The following is a 19,355-nucleotide window of genomic DNA, read 5'->3' on the forward strand; positions in this document are numbered from 1 at the left end:
TCACTGCAACATGAGCGAAGTTCATGAAGCGTGATACTCGCGTGTCGCTGCCTTCTTGCCGGGTGGCGCTGCGGTATGAACCGGAAACATGGGTAACACTTTAGACCGGATACATGGGTAACAGTTATAACTGGCATAGAAGAGGAGACTCGCTATGCCCTGGACTGAGACCCGACCTATGCAACGCCTTGATTTTATCCGTGCCTGCCATGCAGGTACGGACTCCTTCTCCGCGCTTTGCCGTCTTTTTGGCATCAGCCGTAAAACCGGCTATAAATGGCTTCAGCGTTTTGACCCTTCTGACCTGTCATCTCTCTCGGACCGGTCGCGTGCGCCACGCTCCCACTCCCGGACGGTTCCTGATGATATCGCCGGACACCTGACTGCCCTGCGTCAAAAACACCCTGACTGGGGGCCAAAAAAACTGCGGATGTGGCTGCTCAATCATCACGTCGATTTTAACGTGCCTGCCGCCAGCACTATCGGCGATATCCTCAAGCGCGAAGGCCTGGTTCCGGATAAAAAACGAAAACGCAGAACACCAGGCAATCGCCAGCCCCTGACCATCATCAGTGAGAACAATCAGGTCTGGAGCGCTGATTTTAAAGGCAAATTCAGGCTGCTCAGCAGAGAGTACTGCCATCCTTTCACCCTGACCGATAATCACAGCCGGTATCTGCTCAGCTGCCGGGGAACACACCGTGAGAGTGAACCCTTTGTCAGAGAGTGCCTGACGGATGCGTTCCTGGAATATGGTCTGCCGGAAGTGCTCAGAACCGATAACGGCCAGCCCTTCGCGGGAACAGGAATAGCCGGATTAAGTCGTCTTGCCGTCTGGCTAATCAAGCTGGGCATCAGGCCGGAGCGTATCAGAAAGGGGCATCCGGAAGAAAATGGCCGCCATGAGCGAATGCACCGCTCCCTGAAAAGTGCGGTGAAACAGGGCAACACCTTCATGACGATGGAAGAACAACAGCGGTGGTTCAGTGACTACCGGAAAGAATTTAACTACGAAAGGCCGCATGAAGCACTGGCGGGTGCAACGCCCGGAACGGTATGGCAACCCTCAAACCGACACTGGGATGGCCGTGTTCCTGAATATGCTTATCCGGAAGGAGGTACAGTCTACAGGGTGAAATCGAGGGGGACCCTCTATATGGGAAAAAAGGGTACGGTGTTCCTGAGTGAAGCACTGACTGGGGAGTACATCATGCTGGAAGAACAAGATGATGGCCTTGAGGCCATCATCTTTAATGGAATAACACTTGCGTACTACGACCGAAAAACCCAGAGTGTGCTCCGGATAGACTAAAAGTGTTACCTATGTTCCCGGTCTGATCTGTCACCTATGTATCCGGTCATACACTGCGCTTACCCGGCCTACGGTTCAGCGTCGTTTGTAGGCCCGTGCAAGCGCAGCGCCGCCGGGCGAAGCTCGCAATATGTCTGCAATATGTCTGCAATATGTGCTTTGCCGTCACCGTTAACCCGCTGTAGAGGATTGGCATTTTTTTATTTCTCTTCAATTCCCGCTATAATCCCCAAAATTTCCAACCGGTTTAGAAACGATCATGACAAAACTCACCTTACAAGAGCAGATGCTGAAAGCGGGCCTCGTTAGCAGCAAGAAAGCGGCGAAAGTGCAGCGTACGGCAAAGAAATCACGCGTTCAGGCTCGTGAGGCGCGCGAAGCAGTAGAAGAGAATAAAAAAGCGCAGATCGAGCGTGACAAGCAGCTCAGCGAACAGCAGAAGCAGGCCGTGCTGGCAAAAGAGTTTAAAGCACAGGTGAAGCAGCTGATTGAAATGAACCGCATCACCGTGGCGAAAGGCAATATCACCTTTAACTTCACTGACGGTAATCTGATCAAAAAACTCGACGTCGACAAGCAAACCCAGACTCAGCTGATCAACGGCCGTCTGGCGATTGCCCGTCTGGTGATTAACGTCAGCGGCGACTGTGAATACGCGATTATCCCGGCAGTCGTGGCCGATAAAATTGCCCAGCGTGATGCCGACTGCATTGTGTTAAACAGCGCGCTCAGTCAGGAAGAGCAGGATGAAGACGATCCCTACGCGGACTTCAAAATCCCTGACGATTTGATGTGGTAAACCGCCGTCAGAACGGGGCGGTGTGACGGGCAGTAACCGGCTCGCCGCTCACCGGATGAATAAAATTCAGCTCGCAGGCATGCAGCATCAGCCGGGGCGTGATTTCCGCCCCCGGCGCGTCAAGACCGCCATACAGATCGCAGCCCAGAATCGGGTGCCCCAGCTGCTGGCAGTGAATACGCAGCTGATGGGTTCGCCCGGTTTCCGGGGTAAGCGTCACCCGCGTTAACGGCACTCCCGTTCCCTGATAAAAACGTTCCACCACCCGATAGCGGGAGCGGGCGGGTTTACCGTTAATGGCGCAGATTGACATCAGCGGGAACAGCGCCGGATCTTTGGCAATCGGGGCATCTATCACGCCCTCATCGTTTTCCAGATGTCCGCAAAGCAGGGCGCTGTAAACTTTCTCCACGCTGCGCTGGCTGAACTGCTGGCAGAGCGCCGCATTGATCGCTTTATTACGCGCAATCACCATCAGCCCGGACGTGCCGAAATCGAGACGATGTACCAGCGTGCAGCCCGGGAACGTCTGAACCAGACGATAATGGACAGAATCAAGGTTTTGCGGATTTTTCCCCGAGAGGCTGAGCAGACCGGAAGGCTTATTGATCAGCAGCAGATGTTCATCCTGCCAGAGGATCTCGATGTCGTCATGACACGGTGGGGCAATAAAAGAATCAATAATCGCAGACATCAGGCCGCCCGGCTGGAGAGTGGGAGCGGATGATAACGAAATGTGGAGAAAAGAAAAACCCTCCCACCGGGCGGTGAGAGGGGGAAATCTTAGGCGGCAACCAGGCTGTCAATCGCGGCTTTCGCGTCGGTCTGCGCTTTCGTTGCCACTTCAGGACCGTAAGCGATGCCTTCCGCGAACACGAAGTTCACGTCAGTGATGCCGATGAAGCCCAGGAACAGGCTCAGGTACGGCGCAACCAGGTCGGTTGGGGTGTCTTTATGGATACCGCCGCGGCTGGTCAGTACGATCGCACGCTTGCCTTTCACCAGACCTTCAGGGCCGTTTTCAGTGTAACGGAAGGTTACGCCAGCACGCGCCACCAGGTCGAAGTAGTTCTTCAGCTGAGTAGGGATGTTGAAGTTGTACATTGGGGCGTTAATCACGATAACGTCGTGCGCCTGCAGCTCAGCAATCAGTTCGTCGGACAGGGCCAGGGCTTCCTGCTGACGCGGGCTCAGCGGAGCATCGCTCGGACGCAGCGCGCCAACCAGTTCACCGTCCAGCACAGGAATAGGGTTTGCCGCCAGGTCGCGCACGGTGATTTCGTCAGCGGAATGCTGTTCACGCCACTGTTCAACGAAATAATCAGACAGCTGACCAGACTGAGAGTACCCTGCCAGAATACTGGATTTCAACACTAATACTTTGCTCATGGGTGATTCCTGTTTTTGCATTTGATTGAAGGGGGTTGCCCCGTTGCTTGTTGACACTCTATTCACAATCCTGCCACAGAGATAGCGCAATATATCGAAGTCTATGTTCGAATTTTTTGAATAAGGCGCAGAAAGCGTCAATGTGGTACTCTATAGCAATCATTAAAAAGAGATTTTACCCGGCAGAGCACTGCCCATTAACGCTATGACAGAACACCAAAAAATCACCTTCCCGATGCTCCTGCAAAGGCTTGATGCCCTGATGCTGCGCGATAAACAGCGGTTTGCGCGTCGTCTGCACGGTGTGAAGAAGGTTAAAAATCCTGATGCACAACAGGCCATTTATCAGGAGATGGCGAAAGAGATTGAACAGGCAGCAGGGAAAGTTGTGCTGCGCGAAGCTGCACGTCCGGCAATTACCTACCCGGAAAACCTGCCTGTCAGTCAGAAAAAACAGGACATCCTGGAAGCCGTGCGCGACCACCAGGTGGTAATTGTCGCAGGGGAAACCGGTTCGGGGAAAACCACTCAGCTGCCGAAAATCTGCATGGAGCTGGGACGCGGGGTGAAAGGTCTGATTGGCCACACCCAGCCGCGTCGTCTGGCGGCGCGTACCGTGGCGAACCGTATTGCCGAAGAGCTGCAAACCGAGCCGGGCGGCTGCATCGGTTACAAGGTGCGATTCAGCGACCACGTCAGCGATAACACCATGGTCAAGCTGATGACTGACGGTATCCTGCTGGCGGAAATCCAGCAGGATCGCCTGCTGATGCAATACGACACCATCATCATCGACGAAGCGCACGAGCGCAGCCTGAACATTGACTTCCTGCTCGGTTACCTGAAAGAACTGCTGCCGCGTCGTCCGGATCTGAAAATCATCATCACCTCCGCGACCATCGACCCGGAGCGCTTCTCGAAGCATTTCAACAATGCGCCGATAATTGAAGTGTCAGGACGCACGTACCCGGTGGAAGTGCGCTATCGCCCGATTGTCGAAGAGGCGGATGATACCGAGCGCGACCAGCTCCAGGCCATCTTCGACGCTGTCGACGAACTGGGCAACGAAAGTGCGGGCGACATTCTGATCTTTATGAGCGGCGAGCGCGAAATTCGCGACACCGCCGATGCGCTCAGCAAGCGCGATCTGCGTCATACGGAGATCCTGCCCCTGTACGCGCGCCTGTCGAACAGCGAGCAGAACCGCGTGTTCCAGCCGCACGGCGGACGCCGCATTGTGCTGGCGACCAACGTGGCGGAAACCTCGCTGACCGTACCGGGGATCAAATACGTGATCGACCCGGGCACGGCGCGTATCAGCCGCTACAGCTACCGCACCAAGGTGCAACGCCTGCCAATAGAGCCGGTTTCTCAGGCGTCGGCCAACCAGCGTAAAGGCCGCTGCGGTCGTGTGTCGGAAGGGATCTGTATTCGTCTCTATTCCGAAGACGATTTCCTGTCGCGCCCGGAGTTTACCGACCCGGAAATTCTGCGCACCAACCTGGCGTCCGTTATCCTGCAGATGACCGCCCTGGGGCTGGGCGACATCGCGGCGTTCCCGTTCGTGGAAGCGCCGGACAAACGCAACATTCAGGATGGTGTCCGCCTGCTGGAAGAGTTGGGGGCCATTACCACCGACGAACAGGCTACGGTCTATAAACTGACGCCGTTGGGTCGTCAGCTCAGCCAGTTGCCGGTCGACCCGCGTCTGGCACGCATGGTGCTGGAAGCCCAGAAGCACGGCTGCGTGCGCGAGGCGATGATTATCACCTCTGCGCTCTCCATTCAGGATCCGCGCGAGCGTCCGATGGATAAACAGCAGGCGTCAGATGAAAAACACCGTCGCTTCCACGACAAAGAGTCCGATTTCCTCGCCTTCGTGAACCTGTGGAACTATCTCGGCGAGCAGCAGAAAGCGCTCTCCTCGAACCAGTTCCGCCGCCAGTGCCGCGTGGATTTCCTCAACTACCTGCGCGTGCGCGAGTGGCAGGATATCTACACTCAGCTGCGCCAGGTGGTGAAAGAGCTGGGCATTCCGGTGAACAGCGAGCCGGCGGAGTACCGTGAAATTCATATCGCGCTGCTGACCGGCCTGCTGTCCCACATTGGGATGAAGGACGCAGAGAAGCAGGAGTATACCGGCGCGCGCAATGCCCGTTTCTCCATCTTCCCCGGTTCCGGCTTATTCAAGAAGCCGCCGAAGTGGACCATGGTGGCCGAGCTGGTGGAAACCAGCCGCCTGTGGGGACGCATTGCCGCGCGGATCGACCCGGAATGGGTTGAGCCAGTCGCGCAGCATCTGCTGAAACGCTCATACAGTGAACCACACTGGGAGCGTGCGCAGGGGGCAGTGATGGCGACCGAGAAGGTGACCGTTTATGGCCTGCCGGTGGTGGCCGCGCGTAAGGTCAACTACAGCCAGATTGACCCGGCGCTCAGCCGCGAGCTGTTTATCCGCCACGCGCTGGTGGAGGGCGACTGGCAGACGCGCCATGCGTTCTTCCGCGAAAACCTGAAGCTGCGCGCCGAAGTGGAAGAGCTTGAGCATAAATCCCGCCGTCGCGACATCCTGGTAGACGACGAGGCGCTGTTCGAGTTTTACGATCAGCGCATCAGTCACGATGTGATTTCCGCCCGCCACTTTGACAGCTGGTGGAAGAAGGCCAGTAAAGAGACGCCGGACCTGCTCAATTTTGAAAAGAGCATGTTGATTAAAGAGGGGGCGGAGTCGGTCAGCAAGCTCGACTACCCGAACTTCTGGCATCAGGGCAATCTCAAGCTGCGTCTGACCTATCAGTTTGAACCGGGGGCCGATGCGGACGGCGTGACCGTCCACATTCCGCTGCCGCTGTTAAACCAGGTCGACGAGAGCGGGTTTGAATGGCAGATCCCCGGCCTGCGCCGCGAGCTGGTCATTGCGCTGATTAAATCGCTGCCGAAACCGGTGCGGCGTAATTTTGTGCCTGCGCCGAACTACGCGGAAGCGTTTTTGGGCCGCGTCACGCCGCTGGAGCTGCCGCTGCTGGACGCGCTGGAGCGAGAATTCCGCCGCATGACAGGCACCACCATTGACCGCGAAGACTGGAACTGGGAACAGGTACCCGATCACCTGAAAATCAGCTTCCGCGTGGTGGATGATAAAAACAAAAAGCTGCTGGAAGGGCGTTCCCTGAGCGAGCTAAAAGAGGCGCTGAAAGGGAAAGTCCAGGAGACGCTCTCTGCGGTGGCGGACGACGGTATCGAGCAGAGCGGACTGCATATCTGGAGTTTTGGTCAGCTTCCGGAAAGCTACGAGCAAAAACGCGGTAACTATAAGGTGAAAGCCTGGCCAGCGCTGGTGGACGAGCGCGACAGCGTGGCGATCAAGCTGTTTGATAATCCGCAGGAACAGCAGCAGATGATGTGGCGCGGGCTGCGTCGCCTGCTGCTGCTGAACATTCCGTCGCCGATTAAATATCTGCACGAGAAGTTGCCGAACAAGGCCAAGCTGGGTCTGTACTTTAACCCGTACGGCAAAGTGCTGGATCTGATTGACGACTGCATCTCCTGCGGCGTGGACAAACTGATCCACGAGGCGGGCGGTCCGGTCTGGACGGAAGAGGGCTTTGCTCAGCTTCATGAAAAGGTCCGCGCGGAGCTCAACGACACCGTGGTGGAGATTGCCAAACAGGTCGAGCAGATCCTCACCGCCGTGTTCAACATCAACAAGCGCCTGAAGGGGCGCGTGGATATGACCATGGCGCTGGGGCTGTCGGACGTGAAAGCGCAGATGGCGGGGCTGGTGTATCGTGGCTTTGTCACCGGCAACGGCTTCAACCGTCTCGGCGATACGCTGCGCTATCTGCAGGCAATTGAAAAACGTCTGGAGAAAATGGCCATCGACCCGCACCGCGATCGCGCGCAGATGTTGAAAGTGGAAAGCGTGCAGCAGGCGTGGCAGCAGTGGCTAAACAAGCTGCCGCCGGCGCGCCGCGACGATGAAGACGTGCAGGCGATCCGCTGGATGATCGAGGAGCTACGCGTCAGCTTCTTTGCCCAGCAGCTCGGTACGCCGTATCCGATTTCGGATAAGCGTATCCTGCAGGCGATGGAGCAGATCTCTGGCTAAAAGCCTTGCCCGATTTTCTCCCTCTCCCTGTGGGAGAGGGTCGGGGTGAGGGCATCAGCCCGCACAATTCTCACCCGTTCACAATCGCCAGCGTAAACCCATCCCATCCCTTAACCCCCACCGTTTGCAACGCGGTGGCGGTTAAGCGCGGGTTATCTCCAGTCATCTCGATAAAACGCCGCACGCCCTGCACGCGCGCGTCGTCGCTTTGCCCGTTAACGACTTCACCCTCGCGAACCACGTTATCGCCGATAATTACCGTACCGGGACGGGAATAGTGCAACGCCCACTCCAGATAGCCGGGATTGTTCGGCTTATCGGCATCAATAAAGATCAGGTCGAACGGCGGAACGTCACCAAAATTTTCGAGCGAGCTCAGCGCCGGGCCTTCAACCTGTTCAATGCGATCGTTCAGCCCCGCCAGGTGAATATTCTGACGCGCAACGTCGGCATGACTCGGGTCGGCCTCCAGCGTGATCAGCTTTCCGTCCGGCGGCAGGGCGCGCGCCATCCAGATTGAGCTATAGGCACCCAGCGTCCCGATCTCGAGAATGCGTCTTGCCTGCGTCATGCGCACGAACAGCGCCAGCAGCTGCCCCTGGTTGGCCGCCACGTCGTGCTCGGGCAGCCCGGCGCGCTTGTTGTTTTCCAGTACCTGACTCAGTACGTCATCGTCAGGGATCAGCGAAGAAATCATGAAATTATCTACTGCAGACCACTGTTGTTGCATAGATTGACTCCTTGGGAAGGATTGCCGGGTGGCGGCTACGCCTTACCCGGCCTACGGGTGCGAAATCCAGGACCGGTAAGCGAAGCGCCACCGGGCAGGATTTCAGGCACTGCCCCAGCCGCCGCCCAGCGCCCTGTACAAATCAATCTGCGCCAGCAGCAGGTTATTTTTCACCTGCACGACGCTGGTCTGGACCGAGAACAGCGTGCGCTGCGCGTCCAGCACGTCCAGATAGGAAGAATAGCCGTTGCGATAGCGATTCTGCGCAATGCGCAGCGTCTCCTGCGCCACAGCCTGCTGGGCGAGTAGCTCCGTCAGCTGTTCCTGATAGCGCGTAATGGCATCAAGGCTGTTGTTCACTTCCGCAAACGCGTTACGCACGGTTTTTTCATAGGCGTACAGCGCCTGGTTACGCTGAGACTGGGAAATATCCACCTGCGCATTCAGCGCCTGGCGGTTCAGCAGCGGGGCAAGAATACTGCCCCCGGCGCTCCAGAGCTGAAGCGGATTGTCCAGCAGGCCAGAAAGGGTACGATCCTGAATCGATCCGGTGGCGGTCAGGTTGATCGATGGCAGCAGGCTGGCGCGCGACGCGGCAAGGGAGGCATCCGCCGCCACCAGCTGGCGTTCAGCCTGAACGATATCCGGCCGACGGTTCAGAAGCGTGGAAGGCAGCTGCGACGGCAGCTTCAGCGGCGTTAGCCTTGCAAAGCTTTCGCTGCGCGCTACCGCGCCGGGATTGCTTCCCAGCAGCAGGCTAAGCGCATTTTCCTGCTGCGCAATCTGATGCTGTAACACGGGCACCTGCGCCCGCGTTGAACGTAATTCGGAGTCAGACTGCATCAGCTCCAGGCGCGAACTGTAGCCGGTTTCAAACTGACGTTTCGCGAGGTTAAACGCCTCCTCGCGGGACTTCAGCGTGGATTCGGTCACGCGCAGCTGTTCGTCAAGTGAGAGCAGGGTGACGTACCCGGAAGCCACGGACGAGGCGACAGTCAAATCCGCGGCGGCAGCGGCGGCTTTTTGCGCCTCCAGCGACGCCTGAGCGGCATTCGCCGTGCTGCGGTTGACGCCCCAGATATCAACGTCGTAGCTCGCCGTCAGGCTGCCTCTGTACACCGTACCGTAGACGGGCAACCCGGTCGCAGCGGATTGCGAACGGGCGCGCGTCCCCGTGACGCCCGCGTCAAGCGAGGGAAACAGGCTGCCGTCGGCCGCAAAGACCCGCGCCTGATACTCGTTTATCCGTTCGCGGGCGATCAACACGTCACTGTTATTCTTAAGCGCCTGGTCCACATAGCGGTTCAGGTGGTTGTCATGAAAGTTACGCCACCAGAGCTGTTCCGTCGGGCTGGTCGGCCCCGAGGTGGCCCGCCATTGCGCAGGAATGTGCAGCGTGGGCTGCGCCGGTTTGACGTCGACGGACTGGCATCCGGCCAGCATCACCGCCACGACCAGTCCGGCTATCAGACGCAGGATCATGGTTTTGCCTCCCGCGTATCAATTGTTACCTGCACCGACATGCCCGGACGCAGCAGGGCGGATTCCTCTGGCTTACCGAGTACCTCAATGCGCACCGGAATTCGCTGGGCAATTTTGACAAAGTTACCGGTGGCGTTATCCGGCGTGATCGCGCTGAATTCCACGCCGGTTGCGGGAGAGATGCTCTCCACGCGGCCCTGATACGCTTTGTCGTTCAGGGCATCGACGGTGAATTTCACCGGCTGACCGACGCGCAGCTCCGCGAGCTGGGTCTCTTTGATATTGGCAATAACCCAGTGCTGGGGGGGCACAAGGGTGGTGAGATGGGTCCCGGCGGTCACATACGCCCCGAGACGCACGGCAATCTGCCCCAGCTGGCCATCACGCGGGGCCACAATGCGGGTGTTTTGCAGATCGATCTGCGCCAGCTCCAGCGCCGCTTTGGCGTTCTCAACGTCCGCCTCCAGCGCCCCGCGGTTCACAATCACCGTCTGCAGATCCTGACGCGACATCTCAAGCGTTGCTTTCGCCTGGTCGATATCGGCGCTGCCCTGAGCCGCGCTTGCCAGGGCGGCATCGCGTTCGCGAACGGAAAGTGACCCATCCGCCGTCAGATCCTTCACGCGCTTCAAATCCGCCTGGGTTTTCAGGCTCTGGGCGCGGGCATTTTTCAGCGCGGCTTCATTTTTGGCAATCGTCGCTTCGGCGCTTTTACGCTGCTGCAGGTTATTATTCAGGGCGGCAATTTTCATCGCCAGCTGCGCCTCGGCCTGATGCACCCGCTGACGGTAGATGCGGTCATCAATCTGCAGCAGCAGATCGCCTTTTTTGACCTGCACAAAGTCCTGAACCTTCACCTCTGTGATATAGCCATTCACCTGCGGGCTGATAAACGTCGTTTGTCCCCGCACGTAGGCGTTGTCGGTAAACTGCACGTGCCGGGTAAAGGGCGGTAACTGCCAGGCGTAAAGGATCACCAGCACGCCGACAAGACCGATGGCAGCGGCGGTGAAAACGGAAACAATGCGCACATTTTTGCGGGTGTTGGCCTGCTCTTTGGCGGCATCCTGCTGACTCATAAATTCTCCAGAACTCTTTCAATTACTTGTTGCCGGTGGCGTTCTTCAGCGCCATACGGGCAGTGATGCGCAGACGCAGCAAGCGCCATAAAATCCAGACCAGCGTGACGGCAGCGATGCTTGCTGTCAGAAGATAAGTATCGTTGTAAGCCAGAATATTTGCCTCAAGGGCGGTGACGCTTTGTAGTTGGGTAATCGCCTGAGTCCCCAATAGCGAACTGTCACCGATCAGGCTTTTATACATCTGGGTATAAAGCTGAATGCGCTCGTTGACCAGCGGGTTGAGCGTGGTGAGCTGGTCTGCCAGCAGGCTGGAGTGGTACTTCTCACGCCAGGTCTGGAAAGTACCGAGGATCGCCGACCCGAGCAGACCGCCGAGGTTCTGGCTCATGCCAAACATGACCGAGAAGCTGACCAGATTACGCGGGTCGGCGATCACTCCGCCAATGGCGGCCAGCATGGCCGGGGCGAGGAAGAAAGCGCTGCCGAAGCCAAGCAGGAACTGGCTGACCATCAGCTGGTCCGGGCGGGTCAGGTTATTGGACTGGCTGTCCAGCAGCGAGGCAATGATCATCAGCGCCAGGGAGGTGATAATCGGCCACGCCAGTTTTGTGGGCTTGATGGTGAGACAGCTGGTGACGATCCCGCAGACGATCCCGGCGAAAATGGACCACGCCAGATGGGTCATCTGCTCATTCTGTAATCCCACATACTGTAACCAGCCAATTACCCCGGTATTTTGCTCCGCCAGCACGATGCGGATCAGCAGCATAATCAGTCCCAGACGGACGATGCTGCCGCTCGACAGCCAGCGGGTATTCAGCAGTGGGTTAGTGCGGTTATGTTCAAAGACGATGGCGGACACAATCAGCACCAGCGATAACGCCAGCGACCAGCCGATCCACGGCGCTTCAAACCACCAGTCCAGACGTCCCAGCGACAGCACCGCGCACAGCAAGGCCATGCCCGGTGCCAGCAGAAAGAAGGTGACAAAGTCTTTCTTCTCAAAGACCTTGCGTCGGTCGCCCGGCGGCAGCTTCAGCGCGATCACGCAGGCCAGGGAGATCAGCGCCAGCCCCAGTTCAAAGAAATACAATCCGCGCCACTCGTCCAGCTGGAGCAGTTCAGTCGAAAACAGCCGGGCCAGCGGAATGGCGAGTGACGAGCCGGTAATGCCTATGGTCAGCGCCTTCAGGCGATGTTTCGCCGGCCAGGCCTGGATCTGGTAGTAAATCCCCAGCGAGCTGAGCGCGGCGGCCACCATCCCGTGCGCGGCGCGCACCATCAGCGCTGAGCTGAGATCGTTAACAAACAGATGGAAAAAGGTGACCAGCACATACAGCACCAGAAACCCTTCGGTGAAGGCGCGCAGACCGTACTGCTGGCGGAATTTGACCAGCAGCAGGTTGATGGAGATGTTGGTCATCACATAGACCGCGGGCAGCCAGGCGATTTCCGTTGACCAGGCGCCGAAGGTGCCCTGCAGGTTTTGCAGATTGGCGGTCACCACCGCATTACCCAGCGCCCCCGTCAGGCACACCAGCAGGCCCACGACGCCGTAGGCAATCCGTTTGGGCGTGCTGTGTTCAGGTGTGGAAGGCGACCCCAGCAGAGCGGGTTTCTCATGTGGCTGCCACTCGCGAGGAGCATAAGGATCGCGTTCGGGCAGGCGCATAACGTTGTTTACCTTAGAAATAATGGAAAAATGTGTCGACTGGCGATTCTACGTCTGCCGCAAATGATAATTCAAGTGAATATGATTTACGCATGTTAATCAAATGTTGAGAGGGCTTTTAAGGAAAAAGAGCGGCACAGCACCGCCGTTGTGTTGATAAGTCGAAGTCGCTACCCTGAGGTAACACTGAGGAGGAGTTCACCATGGTTCAGCCCCATTTCCCCGTCCTGCCGGACGCTACGCTTACGGCCATCAATACTGTCGGTGAATGGCTGGCGCAGGACGATCTCCGCGGCACGTCTCAAACCCCGGATGTTGATGGGGTGATTCTTGCAGGAAACGCGGTGATCCCGACCATTGAAGCCGCCTGCCGTATTGCCGCAGAAAAGCAGGTTCCGCTGCTGATTAGCGGCGGTATCGGCCACTCGACAACGTTTTTGTATGATGCGATCCGTCACCACCCCCGTTATCACCCACTGCCGGTGTCCGGGCGGGCGGAAGCAAGCATTCTTGCCGACATTGCGCGGGAGTTCTGGCAGATCCCCGAGTCGCGCCTGTGGGTTGAAGATCGCTCCACTAACTGCGGAGAAAACGCCCGATTTAGCTGGAACATGCTGAAACAGCACCAGCGAACAAGCGGACGAATGCTGGTGGTTCAGGATCCGACGATGCAGCGCCGTACGATGGCGACATTCGCCCGCGTTTGCCGCGATGAGCCCGTTTCTCCGCAGTGGATTAGCCACCCGGGAATGACGCCAATACTGCAAAACGGCAAAAACGGCGTGGTATTTAGCGAGGGTAACGCAGGGCTGTGGGCCGTTGAGCGTTACCATTCGCTGGTTATGGGGGAACTGCCGCGTCTGCATGACGATGAGAACGGCTATGGCCCGGCCGGCCGGGATTTTATCGCGCACGTCGAATTCCCTGAGGCTGTCACCGAAGCCTGGAAACAGATTCAGCAGGATCCGGTCCTGAAGGTGGCGCGTAAAATCATCTGAGCACGGGGCAATCCCCTCGCCCCTTTGGGGAGAGGGTCAGGGGGAGGGGGAATTTCACAGCGCGGCGAACTTATCCAGCGTACGCACCAGCTGCGTCACGAAACCATACTCGTTGTCATACCACGCGACGGCCTTCACCAGTTGCAGGTCTCCCGCTTCCGACACCTCCGTCTGTGTGGCGTCGAATACCGAACCGTAGTGCGAACCAATCACGTCTGACGACACAATTTCATCATCGGTATACCCGAACGATTTATTCCCCTGTGTCGCCTTTTTCAGCGCAGCGTTGATCTCCTCAACGGTAACTTTCTTGCCCAGAATGGCGACCAGCTCGGTGACGGAGCCGGTTTTTACCGGCACGCGCTGCGCGTGGCCTTTCAGCTTGCCGCTGAGCGCAGGGATCACCAGGCCGATGGCTTTTGCCGCACCGGTCGTGTGCGGAATAATGTTCTCAGCTGCTGCCCGCGAGGCGCGTAGATCTTTCCCGCGCGGTCCATCGACCAGCGCCTGGGTGCCGGTGTAGGCATGGATGGTGGTCATGGTGCCCACTTTTATTTCAAACGCATCGTGCAGGGCTTTTGCCAGCGGGGCCAGGCAGTTGGTGGTGCAGGACGCGACGGAAATAATGGTGTCACTGGCGTTAATCGTGTCGTCATTCACGCTATAGACGATGGTTTTCATGTCACCTGCAGGTGCCGAAATCAGCACTTTTTTCGCACCTGCGTCCAGATGTGCCCGGGATTTCTCTTCAGAGGTGTAGAAGCCGGTGCACTCCACGACAATATCCACTCCCGCCGTTTTCCATGGAATATGCTTTGCCTCTTTCTCCGCGTATACCGCAATGGTCTTACCGTCGACGATCAGCGCATCTTCAGTGAAATCTACGCTCCACGGGAAGCCACCGTAGTTGGAATCATGTCTGAGCAGGTAAGCCAGCACTTTCGGGGAGGTGAGGTCGTTGATGGCGACGACAGTATTACTGTCCTGAGTTTCAAGAAGGCGGCGCAGAACAAGGCGTCCAATGCGTCCGAATCCGTTAATGCCAATTTTACTCATTGTGTTCTCCTGTGAACATGTCGATACGACAGTTTGAACTCATCCAGGCTTAGACCATCACGGACAGGGCGGCAATTGAAGATACTTCATCCGCAGGGAAGTGACTGAAAAGTCATACAGAAAAGTTAATGAATTTTTAAGGAAAGGAGATTATGTTGGCGCGGTGACTGTTTTTTTTTCAGGAAATCCCATGCGTACTAAATATTCAAGCCTGCAGATTGCGATTCACTGGCTGGTGTTTTTGTTAGTTGTCGTCGCCTACTGCGCGATGGAGTTTAGAGGCTTTTTCCCGCGTACCGATCGCCCGGTGATAAACATGATCCACGTCTCCTGCGGGATCTCGGTGCTGGTGCTGATGGTGGCGAGATTGCTCATCCGTCTTAAATATCCCGCACCGCCTATTCAGCCGAAACCCAAAGCGATGATCACCGGTATGTCGCACCTTGGGCATCTCATCGTTTATCTGCTGTTTATTGCGCTGCCGCTGATTGGCATTGTGATGATGTATAACCGCGGAAACGACTGGTTTGCCTTTGGCCTGCTGATGCCGCATGCGGCGGAAGGGAATTTTGATCTGGTGGATATGCTGAAGGAGTGGCACGAGACGCTCGCCAATCTCGGCTATTTCGTGATTGGTCTGCACGCGGCGGCGGCGCTAATGCATCACTATTTCTGGAAAGACAATACGCTGCTGCGCATGATGCCGAAAAAGCGTCAGTAGTCTTTTCGCCCGGCGGCGCTTCGCTTGCACGGGCCTACAAACGGCTCAAACTCGTAGGCCGGGTAAGCGCAGCGCCACCCGGCTTGTTTTTTAACCCAGCAGCGCACGCTCTTCAGCCGTTAACGCCAGCGTCTGCGTCGTCCCGGTCTCTGATGATTTCACCGCCGCTTCCAGCACAGCCATGACCGCTAACGCCTCGACAGGGTGAACGGGATGGGGGATTTCCCCGCGCAGCGCATCACGCACGTGGATGTAATACTGGCGCTGGTCGCCTTTCGGCGTGACAACCGTCTGCGTTGCACCGTCTGCCCCGAAGAACACCATGCTGTCGCTGTCTTCTCCCCAGGTTTCGCTGCCGGGGATCACACCCGCAAGCAGTTGTGCTTCCTGCTGATCGATTCTGGCCTTCACCACGCTGCCTTTATCCCCGTGAACGGTAAAGCGCGCCGTCCCGCCAGCGACCAGCATGCTGGCATGCAGAATAACCTTGTGCGCCGGGTAATTTAAAACCACATGCGCCCAGTCGTCGATCTCCGCACCCTCGCGCAGCGTCGCGATATTCCCCTGAACCGACTCAGGCAGGCCAAACAGCTGTAGCGTCTGGTCGATCAGGTGCGGCCCCAGGTCAAACCACAGACCGCTACCGGGAACGTTCTGCTCGCGCCAGCGCACGCGGACTTCCGGACGGAAGCGATCAATATGCGACTCCAGGTGCTTGACCTTGCCGAGCATGCCTTGCGCAATAATCTGTTTAATGCCGAGGAAATCGCTGTCCCAGCGGCGGTTATGAAAAACAGAGAGCAGGAGCTGTTTTTCATCCGCCAGCGCGATCAGGTCGCGGGCTTCCTTCATGTCGAGGGTAAAAGGCTTATCCACGACGACATGTTTCCCGGCGTTCAGGGCCAGCGTAGCCAGCGGGGCGTGAGTGGCGTTAGGCGAGGCAATCACCACCACGTCGATATCAGGATGCTGAATAGCCTCTTCCGGTGTCGCGACCACAAGCACATCCGGAAGATCGCGTTTTACCTTCTCTTCATCACGGGAAGAGACCACCGCCAGCCTAAGCCCGTCCACGGACTGGATCAGCGGAGCATGGAAGGTTTTACCCACAAATCCATACCCGATCAGCGCAATGTTGATTGTTTGAAATTTACTCATGACCTTCTCCACGTTATTGCGCGCATACCGTGACCTGTAATGCGCCAGGGTCCCCAAGCTCAGGCCAGGGACGATCTAAAAAGAGTTGATGAATGTCGGATAACCCCGAAACCAGATACGGTTCGCAGCGGTTAACTTTCAGATGGTCGGCCACGATCCAGTGTTCATGGCTTGCGGCGAGCATCGCACGTTTCACCTCAGCATCGGCCTCTTTACCGGCACTCAGGCCGAGTTCGGCATGAATGGCGCACGCCCCAAGAATGGCGATATCTGCCCGATAGCGGGAGAGCAACGACAACGTGGCGCTTCCGGCAAACAGGCGCTGTTTCGGGTCCCATTTCCCGCCGAGCAGGATCAGATCAATGTCTTCCCGGTCGCTAAAATGCTGGGCGATGTCCAGCGAAGTGGTGATCACGGTGTGAGGCCCCTGAAGAAAGGTCGCGACGGCCATCACCGTGCTGCCGGCATCCAGAACGAGGGTGGAACCGGCTGGAACCGCCTGCGCGACCTGTTTCCCCAGGCGTTGCTTGGTTTCAGGCAGCAGCGTGTTGCGGCCCTGACGATTCATGGCGGAAAGATTAAGGGCGATAGCGCCACCGTGGTTCTTCTGGGCCAGCCCCTGATTTTCCAGGTCGGTGAGATCCCGACGGATGGTATCTGCTGAAACCTGCAGCTTTTCTGCCAGCTCAGTAATGCTGGCCTGACCTTGATCGCTCAAAATATCAAGGACATAACGTTGACGTGCGGTCTTGTGCATGGCTGCACTCCTGCAAAATGTCGCAATAATTCGCATAATACAGCATTTTTGCGCAGAGGGAAGCAGGGGAATGGGGTAAGCGGTCGGGAGGTACAGTCATTCCGGTAGGTGATTATTACATTTGTATTAAGCAGATATCATTAAGCCGTTTTGAATATTAACCACAGTGTTATTGTTATGTTTTATTTAATGATTTGGATTATGTAACCATTATACTACCATTGATCAGAGTAAACCTCTGCAAATTAGACTTATAATGGCGCTTAATCTCTTACTTTAGTTTTTTAATGGATTTTTATTTTGGCGTGAGGTAGGCAATGACTTAAATTGACACTTCTTTGAAAATCTTTGTGTCTGACGCTCCCGGAAATTAACGCAAAAATGTACAGAGAGTAGATTAGGAATTTTCCTTAAATAACAGAGGGTTTATATGTTTCATTTGAAATACCCGTTTTATGGTTTTGTCCAGAAACCCCATCTTTTTTCTTATTTGTAACACCACATTAACATTGTGGGTGTAGTGGCCTATACCACATTTTGTTATGCTGCAAATCAGTTTAAGAAATAAGTAAATTCTTAATTGAAATAAGACGACGGACTTTCTCACTTCCAATGGAAATGGGTATGGGGGAGTTTTACCTGAAATTCAGTGAGGACGCTAAAGAAGATATTTGTCTAATTATCTATACCTCTTTTTGGGTAATTGCCTGAGTTTGGCTCAGAGTCAGGGAGATAAAAATGACGATATTGCGAAAGCCTATGTTACGCCGATTTACAACAGCACTGGCATTAATTTCATTCGCCATAAATACGGCTTATGCCAATAGTCACCAGGCAGGGATTGCCGCAGTGGCAAAGACGACCTTAAAAGAAAGTATTCTTTTTGCTATCGATCGCGATCCCTCAATTAGTCAGCAGGCCGCGCAATTAGGTATTGGTCAGGCGCAAATAGATGAAGCGCGTAGCGGCTGGATGCCACAAATCGCGTTGAACGGGAGCACGGGTCATAGCCAGACCACCGATTCCAGCGGATCGCTGAAGAATTCTGCGGCCTGGGGGATTAGCCTGACCCAGCTGCTGTACGATTTCGGGAAAACCAATAACAGCATCAGCCAGTCTTCCGCCCAGCGCGATAGTTACCGCTACCAGCTGATGAGTACGCTCTCTGATGTGGCGGAGAAAACGGCACTCAGCTACGTGGAAGTTAAACGCTATTCCGATCTGCTCCAGGCGGCAAAGGACAACGTTCAGGCGCTTAAAAATGTTGAGCAACTGGCAAAACTGCGTGCGGATGCAGGGGTGAGCTCCACTTCCGATGAACTGCAGACCCGCACGCGTATTGCTGGCATGCAGGCAACGGTCGCGCAGTATAACGCCGCCTTAAACAGCGCCCGCGCAAGGCTTGCGGTCTTAACCGGGATGCAGGCTGACGCTTATTCGCCCGTGCCTGCGAACCTCGCCGTTGAGCCTGATTCGCTTAACCGTATTGATTATTCCTTGATACCCACTGTGTTAGCGGCGCAGAACCGGGAGCGTTCGGCCCAGTACGGCGTGGAAACGGCGAAGTCCCAGCACTGGCCGACCTTAAGCCTGAAGGGGGGGCGTACCCGTTATGAGTCGGACAACCGTTCTTACTGGGACGACCAGATCCAGCTCAATATTGATGCACCGCTTTATCAGGGCGGCGCGGTCTCCGCACGTGTGCGTCAGGCAGAAGGCGCACGGGCTATGGCCTCTTCTATGGTTGATCAGGCGCGCTTCGATGTTCTGCAAAAAGCCTCCGTTGCGCAGGCTGACTGGACCGGTGCACGGGGAAGAATGGAAGCCGGTAAGCTGCAGCTGGAAAATGCACTGCGTGCCCGTGATGTTTATAAAAATGAATACACCCTGAGCAAGCGGAGTATTAATGATTTGCTCAGCGTTGAGCAGGATGTCTGGCATGCCACGTCGGCAAAAATAATCGCTGAGTATGATGGGTGGAGTTCGGCAATTAATTATGCTTCCGCGGTTGATAATTTAATGTCGCTTATTGGAATAGAGAAAAACGCTGCCGCAAAATTACCCGATTTGAGTTAAAAACAGACGCGCATA

General features: G+C 56.3%; 15 protein-coding genes. 6 read left to right on the forward strand and 9 right to left on the reverse strand.

Annotated features, from left to right (window positions below):
• Nucleotides 1–154 precede the first annotated feature (154 nt).
• Nucleotides 155–1,312 carry a DDE-type integrase/transposase/recombinase gene (locus L383_RS17255; RefSeq protein WP_023330360.1) on the forward strand — a complete coding sequence of 386 codons (1,158 nt, stop codon included), beginning with the start codon at nt 155–157 and terminating at the stop codon, nt 1,310–1,312.
• A gap of 259 nt (nt 1,313–1,571) precedes the next feature.
• Nucleotides 1,572–2,111, forward strand: a complete 540-nt coding sequence (locus L383_RS17250) for a DUF2058 domain-containing protein (protein WP_023330361.1) — start codon at nt 1,572–1,574, stop codon at nt 2,109–2,111.
• 7 nt (nt 2,112–2,118) lie between these two features.
• Here the strand turns inward: L383_RS17250 and L383_RS17245 are convergent, their stop codons facing one another.
• Together L383_RS17245 and azoR are read right to left on the reverse strand one after the other, a co-directional pair.
• Nucleotides 2,119–2,805 (reverse strand): RluA family pseudouridine synthase, encoded by a 687-nt coding sequence (locus tag L383_RS17245; RefSeq protein ID WP_023330362.1) that lies wholly within the window; start codon nt 2,803–2,805, stop codon nt 2,119–2,121.
• Between the two features lie 89 nt (nt 2,806–2,894).
• The gene (gene azoR / locus L383_RS17240) at nt 2,895–3,500 is read right to left on the reverse strand and encodes an FMN-dependent NADH-azoreductase (RefSeq protein WP_008502313.1); all 606 of its coding nucleotides are present in this window, start codon (nt 3,498–3,500) and stop codon (nt 2,895–2,897) included.
• A 205-nt stretch (nt 3,501–3,705) separates the two neighbouring features.
• Between azoR and hrpA the strand changes: the two genes are divergently transcribed.
• Entirely contained in the window at nt 3,706–7,608 is a 3,903-nt protein-coding gene (gene hrpA, locus L383_RS17235) for an ATP-dependent RNA helicase HrpA (protein ID WP_023330363.1), read from the forward strand.
• 70 nt (nt 7,609–7,678) lie between these two features.
• Here the strand turns inward: hrpA and L383_RS17230 are convergent, their stop codons facing one another.
• The 4 genes from L383_RS17230 to L383_RS17215 form a co-directional block, all read right to left on the reverse strand.
• Nucleotides 7,679–8,338: an O-methyltransferase gene (locus L383_RS17230; RefSeq protein WP_023330364.1), complete on the reverse strand. Its 660-nt coding sequence runs from the start codon at nt 8,336–8,338 to the stop codon at nt 7,679–7,681.
• A gap of 102 nt (nt 8,339–8,440) precedes the next feature.
• Nucleotides 8,441–9,820: an efflux transporter outer membrane subunit gene (locus L383_RS17225; RefSeq protein ID WP_023330365.1), complete on the reverse strand. Its 1,380-nt coding sequence runs from the start codon at nt 9,818–9,820 to the stop codon at nt 8,441–8,443.
• A complete protein-coding gene (locus L383_RS17220) occupies nt 9,817–10,899 on the reverse strand; it encodes an HlyD family secretion protein (RefSeq protein WP_023330366.1) in 1,083 nt (360 codons plus the stop codon). Before L383_RS17220 ends, L383_RS17225 begins: the two co-directional genes overlap by 4 nt.
• Nucleotides 10,900–10,921: 22 nt before the next feature.
• Nucleotides 10,922–12,574 carry an MFS transporter gene (locus L383_RS17215; protein WP_014883761.1) on the reverse strand — a complete coding sequence of 551 codons (1,653 nt, stop codon included), beginning with the start codon at nt 12,572–12,574 and terminating at the stop codon, nt 10,922–10,924.
• 203 nt (nt 12,575–12,777) lie between these two features.
• On the opposite strand from L383_RS17215, the gene L383_RS17210 reads away from it, so the two are divergent.
• Nucleotides 12,778–13,572, forward strand: a complete 795-nt coding sequence (locus L383_RS17210) for a YdcF family protein (RefSeq protein ID WP_023330367.1) — start codon at nt 12,778–12,780, stop codon at nt 13,570–13,572.
• A 54-nt stretch (nt 13,573–13,626) separates the two neighbouring features.
• Here L383_RS17210 and gap read toward each other — a convergent pair whose 3' ends face one another.
• A complete protein-coding gene (gene gap / locus L383_RS17205; RefSeq protein ID WP_023330368.1) occupies nt 13,627–14,628 on the reverse strand; it encodes a type I glyceraldehyde-3-phosphate dehydrogenase in 1,002 nt (333 codons plus the stop codon).
• A gap of 190 nt (nt 14,629–14,818) precedes the next feature.
• On the opposite strand from gap, the gene cybB reads away from it, so the two are divergent.
• Complete coding sequence (gene cybB / locus L383_RS17200; protein WP_023330369.1) at nt 14,819–15,349, forward strand: cytochrome b561; 531 nt, start codon at nt 14,819–14,821, stop codon at nt 15,347–15,349.
• A gap of 90 nt (nt 15,350–15,439) precedes the next feature.
• On the opposite strand, the gene L383_RS17195 is transcribed toward cybB, so the two are convergent.
• Nucleotides 15,440–16,507, reverse strand: coding sequence for an oxidoreductase (locus tag L383_RS17195; RefSeq protein WP_023330370.1), 1,068 nt, complete (start codon nt 16,505–16,507; stop codon nt 15,440–15,442).
• 13 nt (nt 16,508–16,520) lie between these two features.
• Nucleotides 16,521–17,264, reverse strand: a complete 744-nt coding sequence (locus tag L383_RS17190) for a DeoR/GlpR family DNA-binding transcription regulator (protein ID WP_023330371.1) — start codon at nt 17,262–17,264, stop codon at nt 16,521–16,523.
• A gap of 738 nt (nt 17,265–18,002) precedes the next feature.
• Here L383_RS17190 and L383_RS17185 point away from each other — a divergent pair.
• A complete protein-coding gene (locus tag L383_RS17185; protein ID WP_023330372.1) occupies nt 18,003–19,340 on the forward strand; it encodes a TolC family outer membrane protein in 1,338 nt (445 codons plus the stop codon).
• Nucleotides 19,341–19,355 lie beyond the last annotated feature (15 nt).

It is taken from the genome of Enterobacter sp. MGH 37 (assembly GCF_000534515.1).
In the GTDB taxonomy this organism is placed as follows: Bacteria; Pseudomonadota; Gammaproteobacteria; order Enterobacterales; family Enterobacteriaceae; genus Enterobacter; species Enterobacter kobei.

What these genes read in the sequence shown, in the direction of transcription:
- L383_RS17225 (WP_023330365.1), bottom strand. Translation starts at nt 9,820, where the DNA reads ATGATCCTGCGTCTGATAGCCGGACTGGTCGTGGCGGTGATGCTGGCC.
- L383_RS17245 (WP_023330362.1), bottom strand. Translation starts at nt 2,805, where the DNA reads ATGTCTGCGATTATTGATTCTTTTATTGCCCCACCGTGTCATGACGAC.
- L383_RS17190 (WP_023330371.1), bottom strand. Translation starts at nt 17,264, where the DNA reads ATGCACAAGACCGCACGTCAACGTTATGTCCTTGATATTTTGAGCGAT.
- gap (WP_023330368.1), bottom strand. Translation starts at nt 14,628, where the DNA reads ATGAGTAAAATTGGCATTAACGGATTCGGACGCATTGGACGCCTTGTT.
- L383_RS17210 (WP_023330367.1), top strand. Translation starts at nt 12,778, where the DNA reads ATGGTTCAGCCCCATTTCCCCGTCCTGCCGGACGCTACGCTTACGGCC.
- hrpA (WP_023330363.1), top strand. Translation starts at nt 3,706, where the DNA reads ATGACAGAACACCAAAAAATCACCTTCCCGATGCTCCTGCAAAGGCTT.
- cybB (WP_023330369.1), top strand. Translation starts at nt 14,819, where the DNA reads ATGCGTACTAAATATTCAAGCCTGCAGATTGCGATTCACTGGCTGGTG.
- L383_RS17255 (WP_023330360.1), top strand. Translation starts at nt 155, where the DNA reads ATGCCCTGGACTGAGACCCGACCTATGCAACGCCTTGATTTTATCCGT.
- azoR (WP_008502313.1), bottom strand. Translation starts at nt 3,500, where the DNA reads ATGAGCAAAGTATTAGTGTTGAAATCCAGTATTCTGGCAGGGTACTCT.
- L383_RS17230 (WP_023330364.1), bottom strand. Translation starts at nt 8,338, where the DNA reads ATGCAACAACAGTGGTCTGCAGTAGATAATTTCATGATTTCTTCGCTG.
- L383_RS17215 (WP_014883761.1), bottom strand. Translation starts at nt 12,574, where the DNA reads ATGCGCCTGCCCGAACGCGATCCTTATGCTCCTCGCGAGTGGCAGCCA.
- L383_RS17220 (WP_023330366.1), bottom strand. Translation starts at nt 10,899, where the DNA reads ATGAGTCAGCAGGATGCCGCCAAAGAGCAGGCCAACACCCGCAAAAAT.
- L383_RS17250 (WP_023330361.1), top strand. Translation starts at nt 1,572, where the DNA reads ATGACAAAACTCACCTTACAAGAGCAGATGCTGAAAGCGGGCCTCGTT.
- L383_RS17185 (WP_023330372.1), top strand. Translation starts at nt 18,003, where the DNA reads ATGACGATATTGCGAAAGCCTATGTTACGCCGATTTACAACAGCACTG.
- L383_RS17195 (WP_023330370.1), bottom strand. Translation starts at nt 16,507, where the DNA reads ATGAGTAAATTTCAAACAATCAACATTGCGCTGATCGGGTATGGATTT.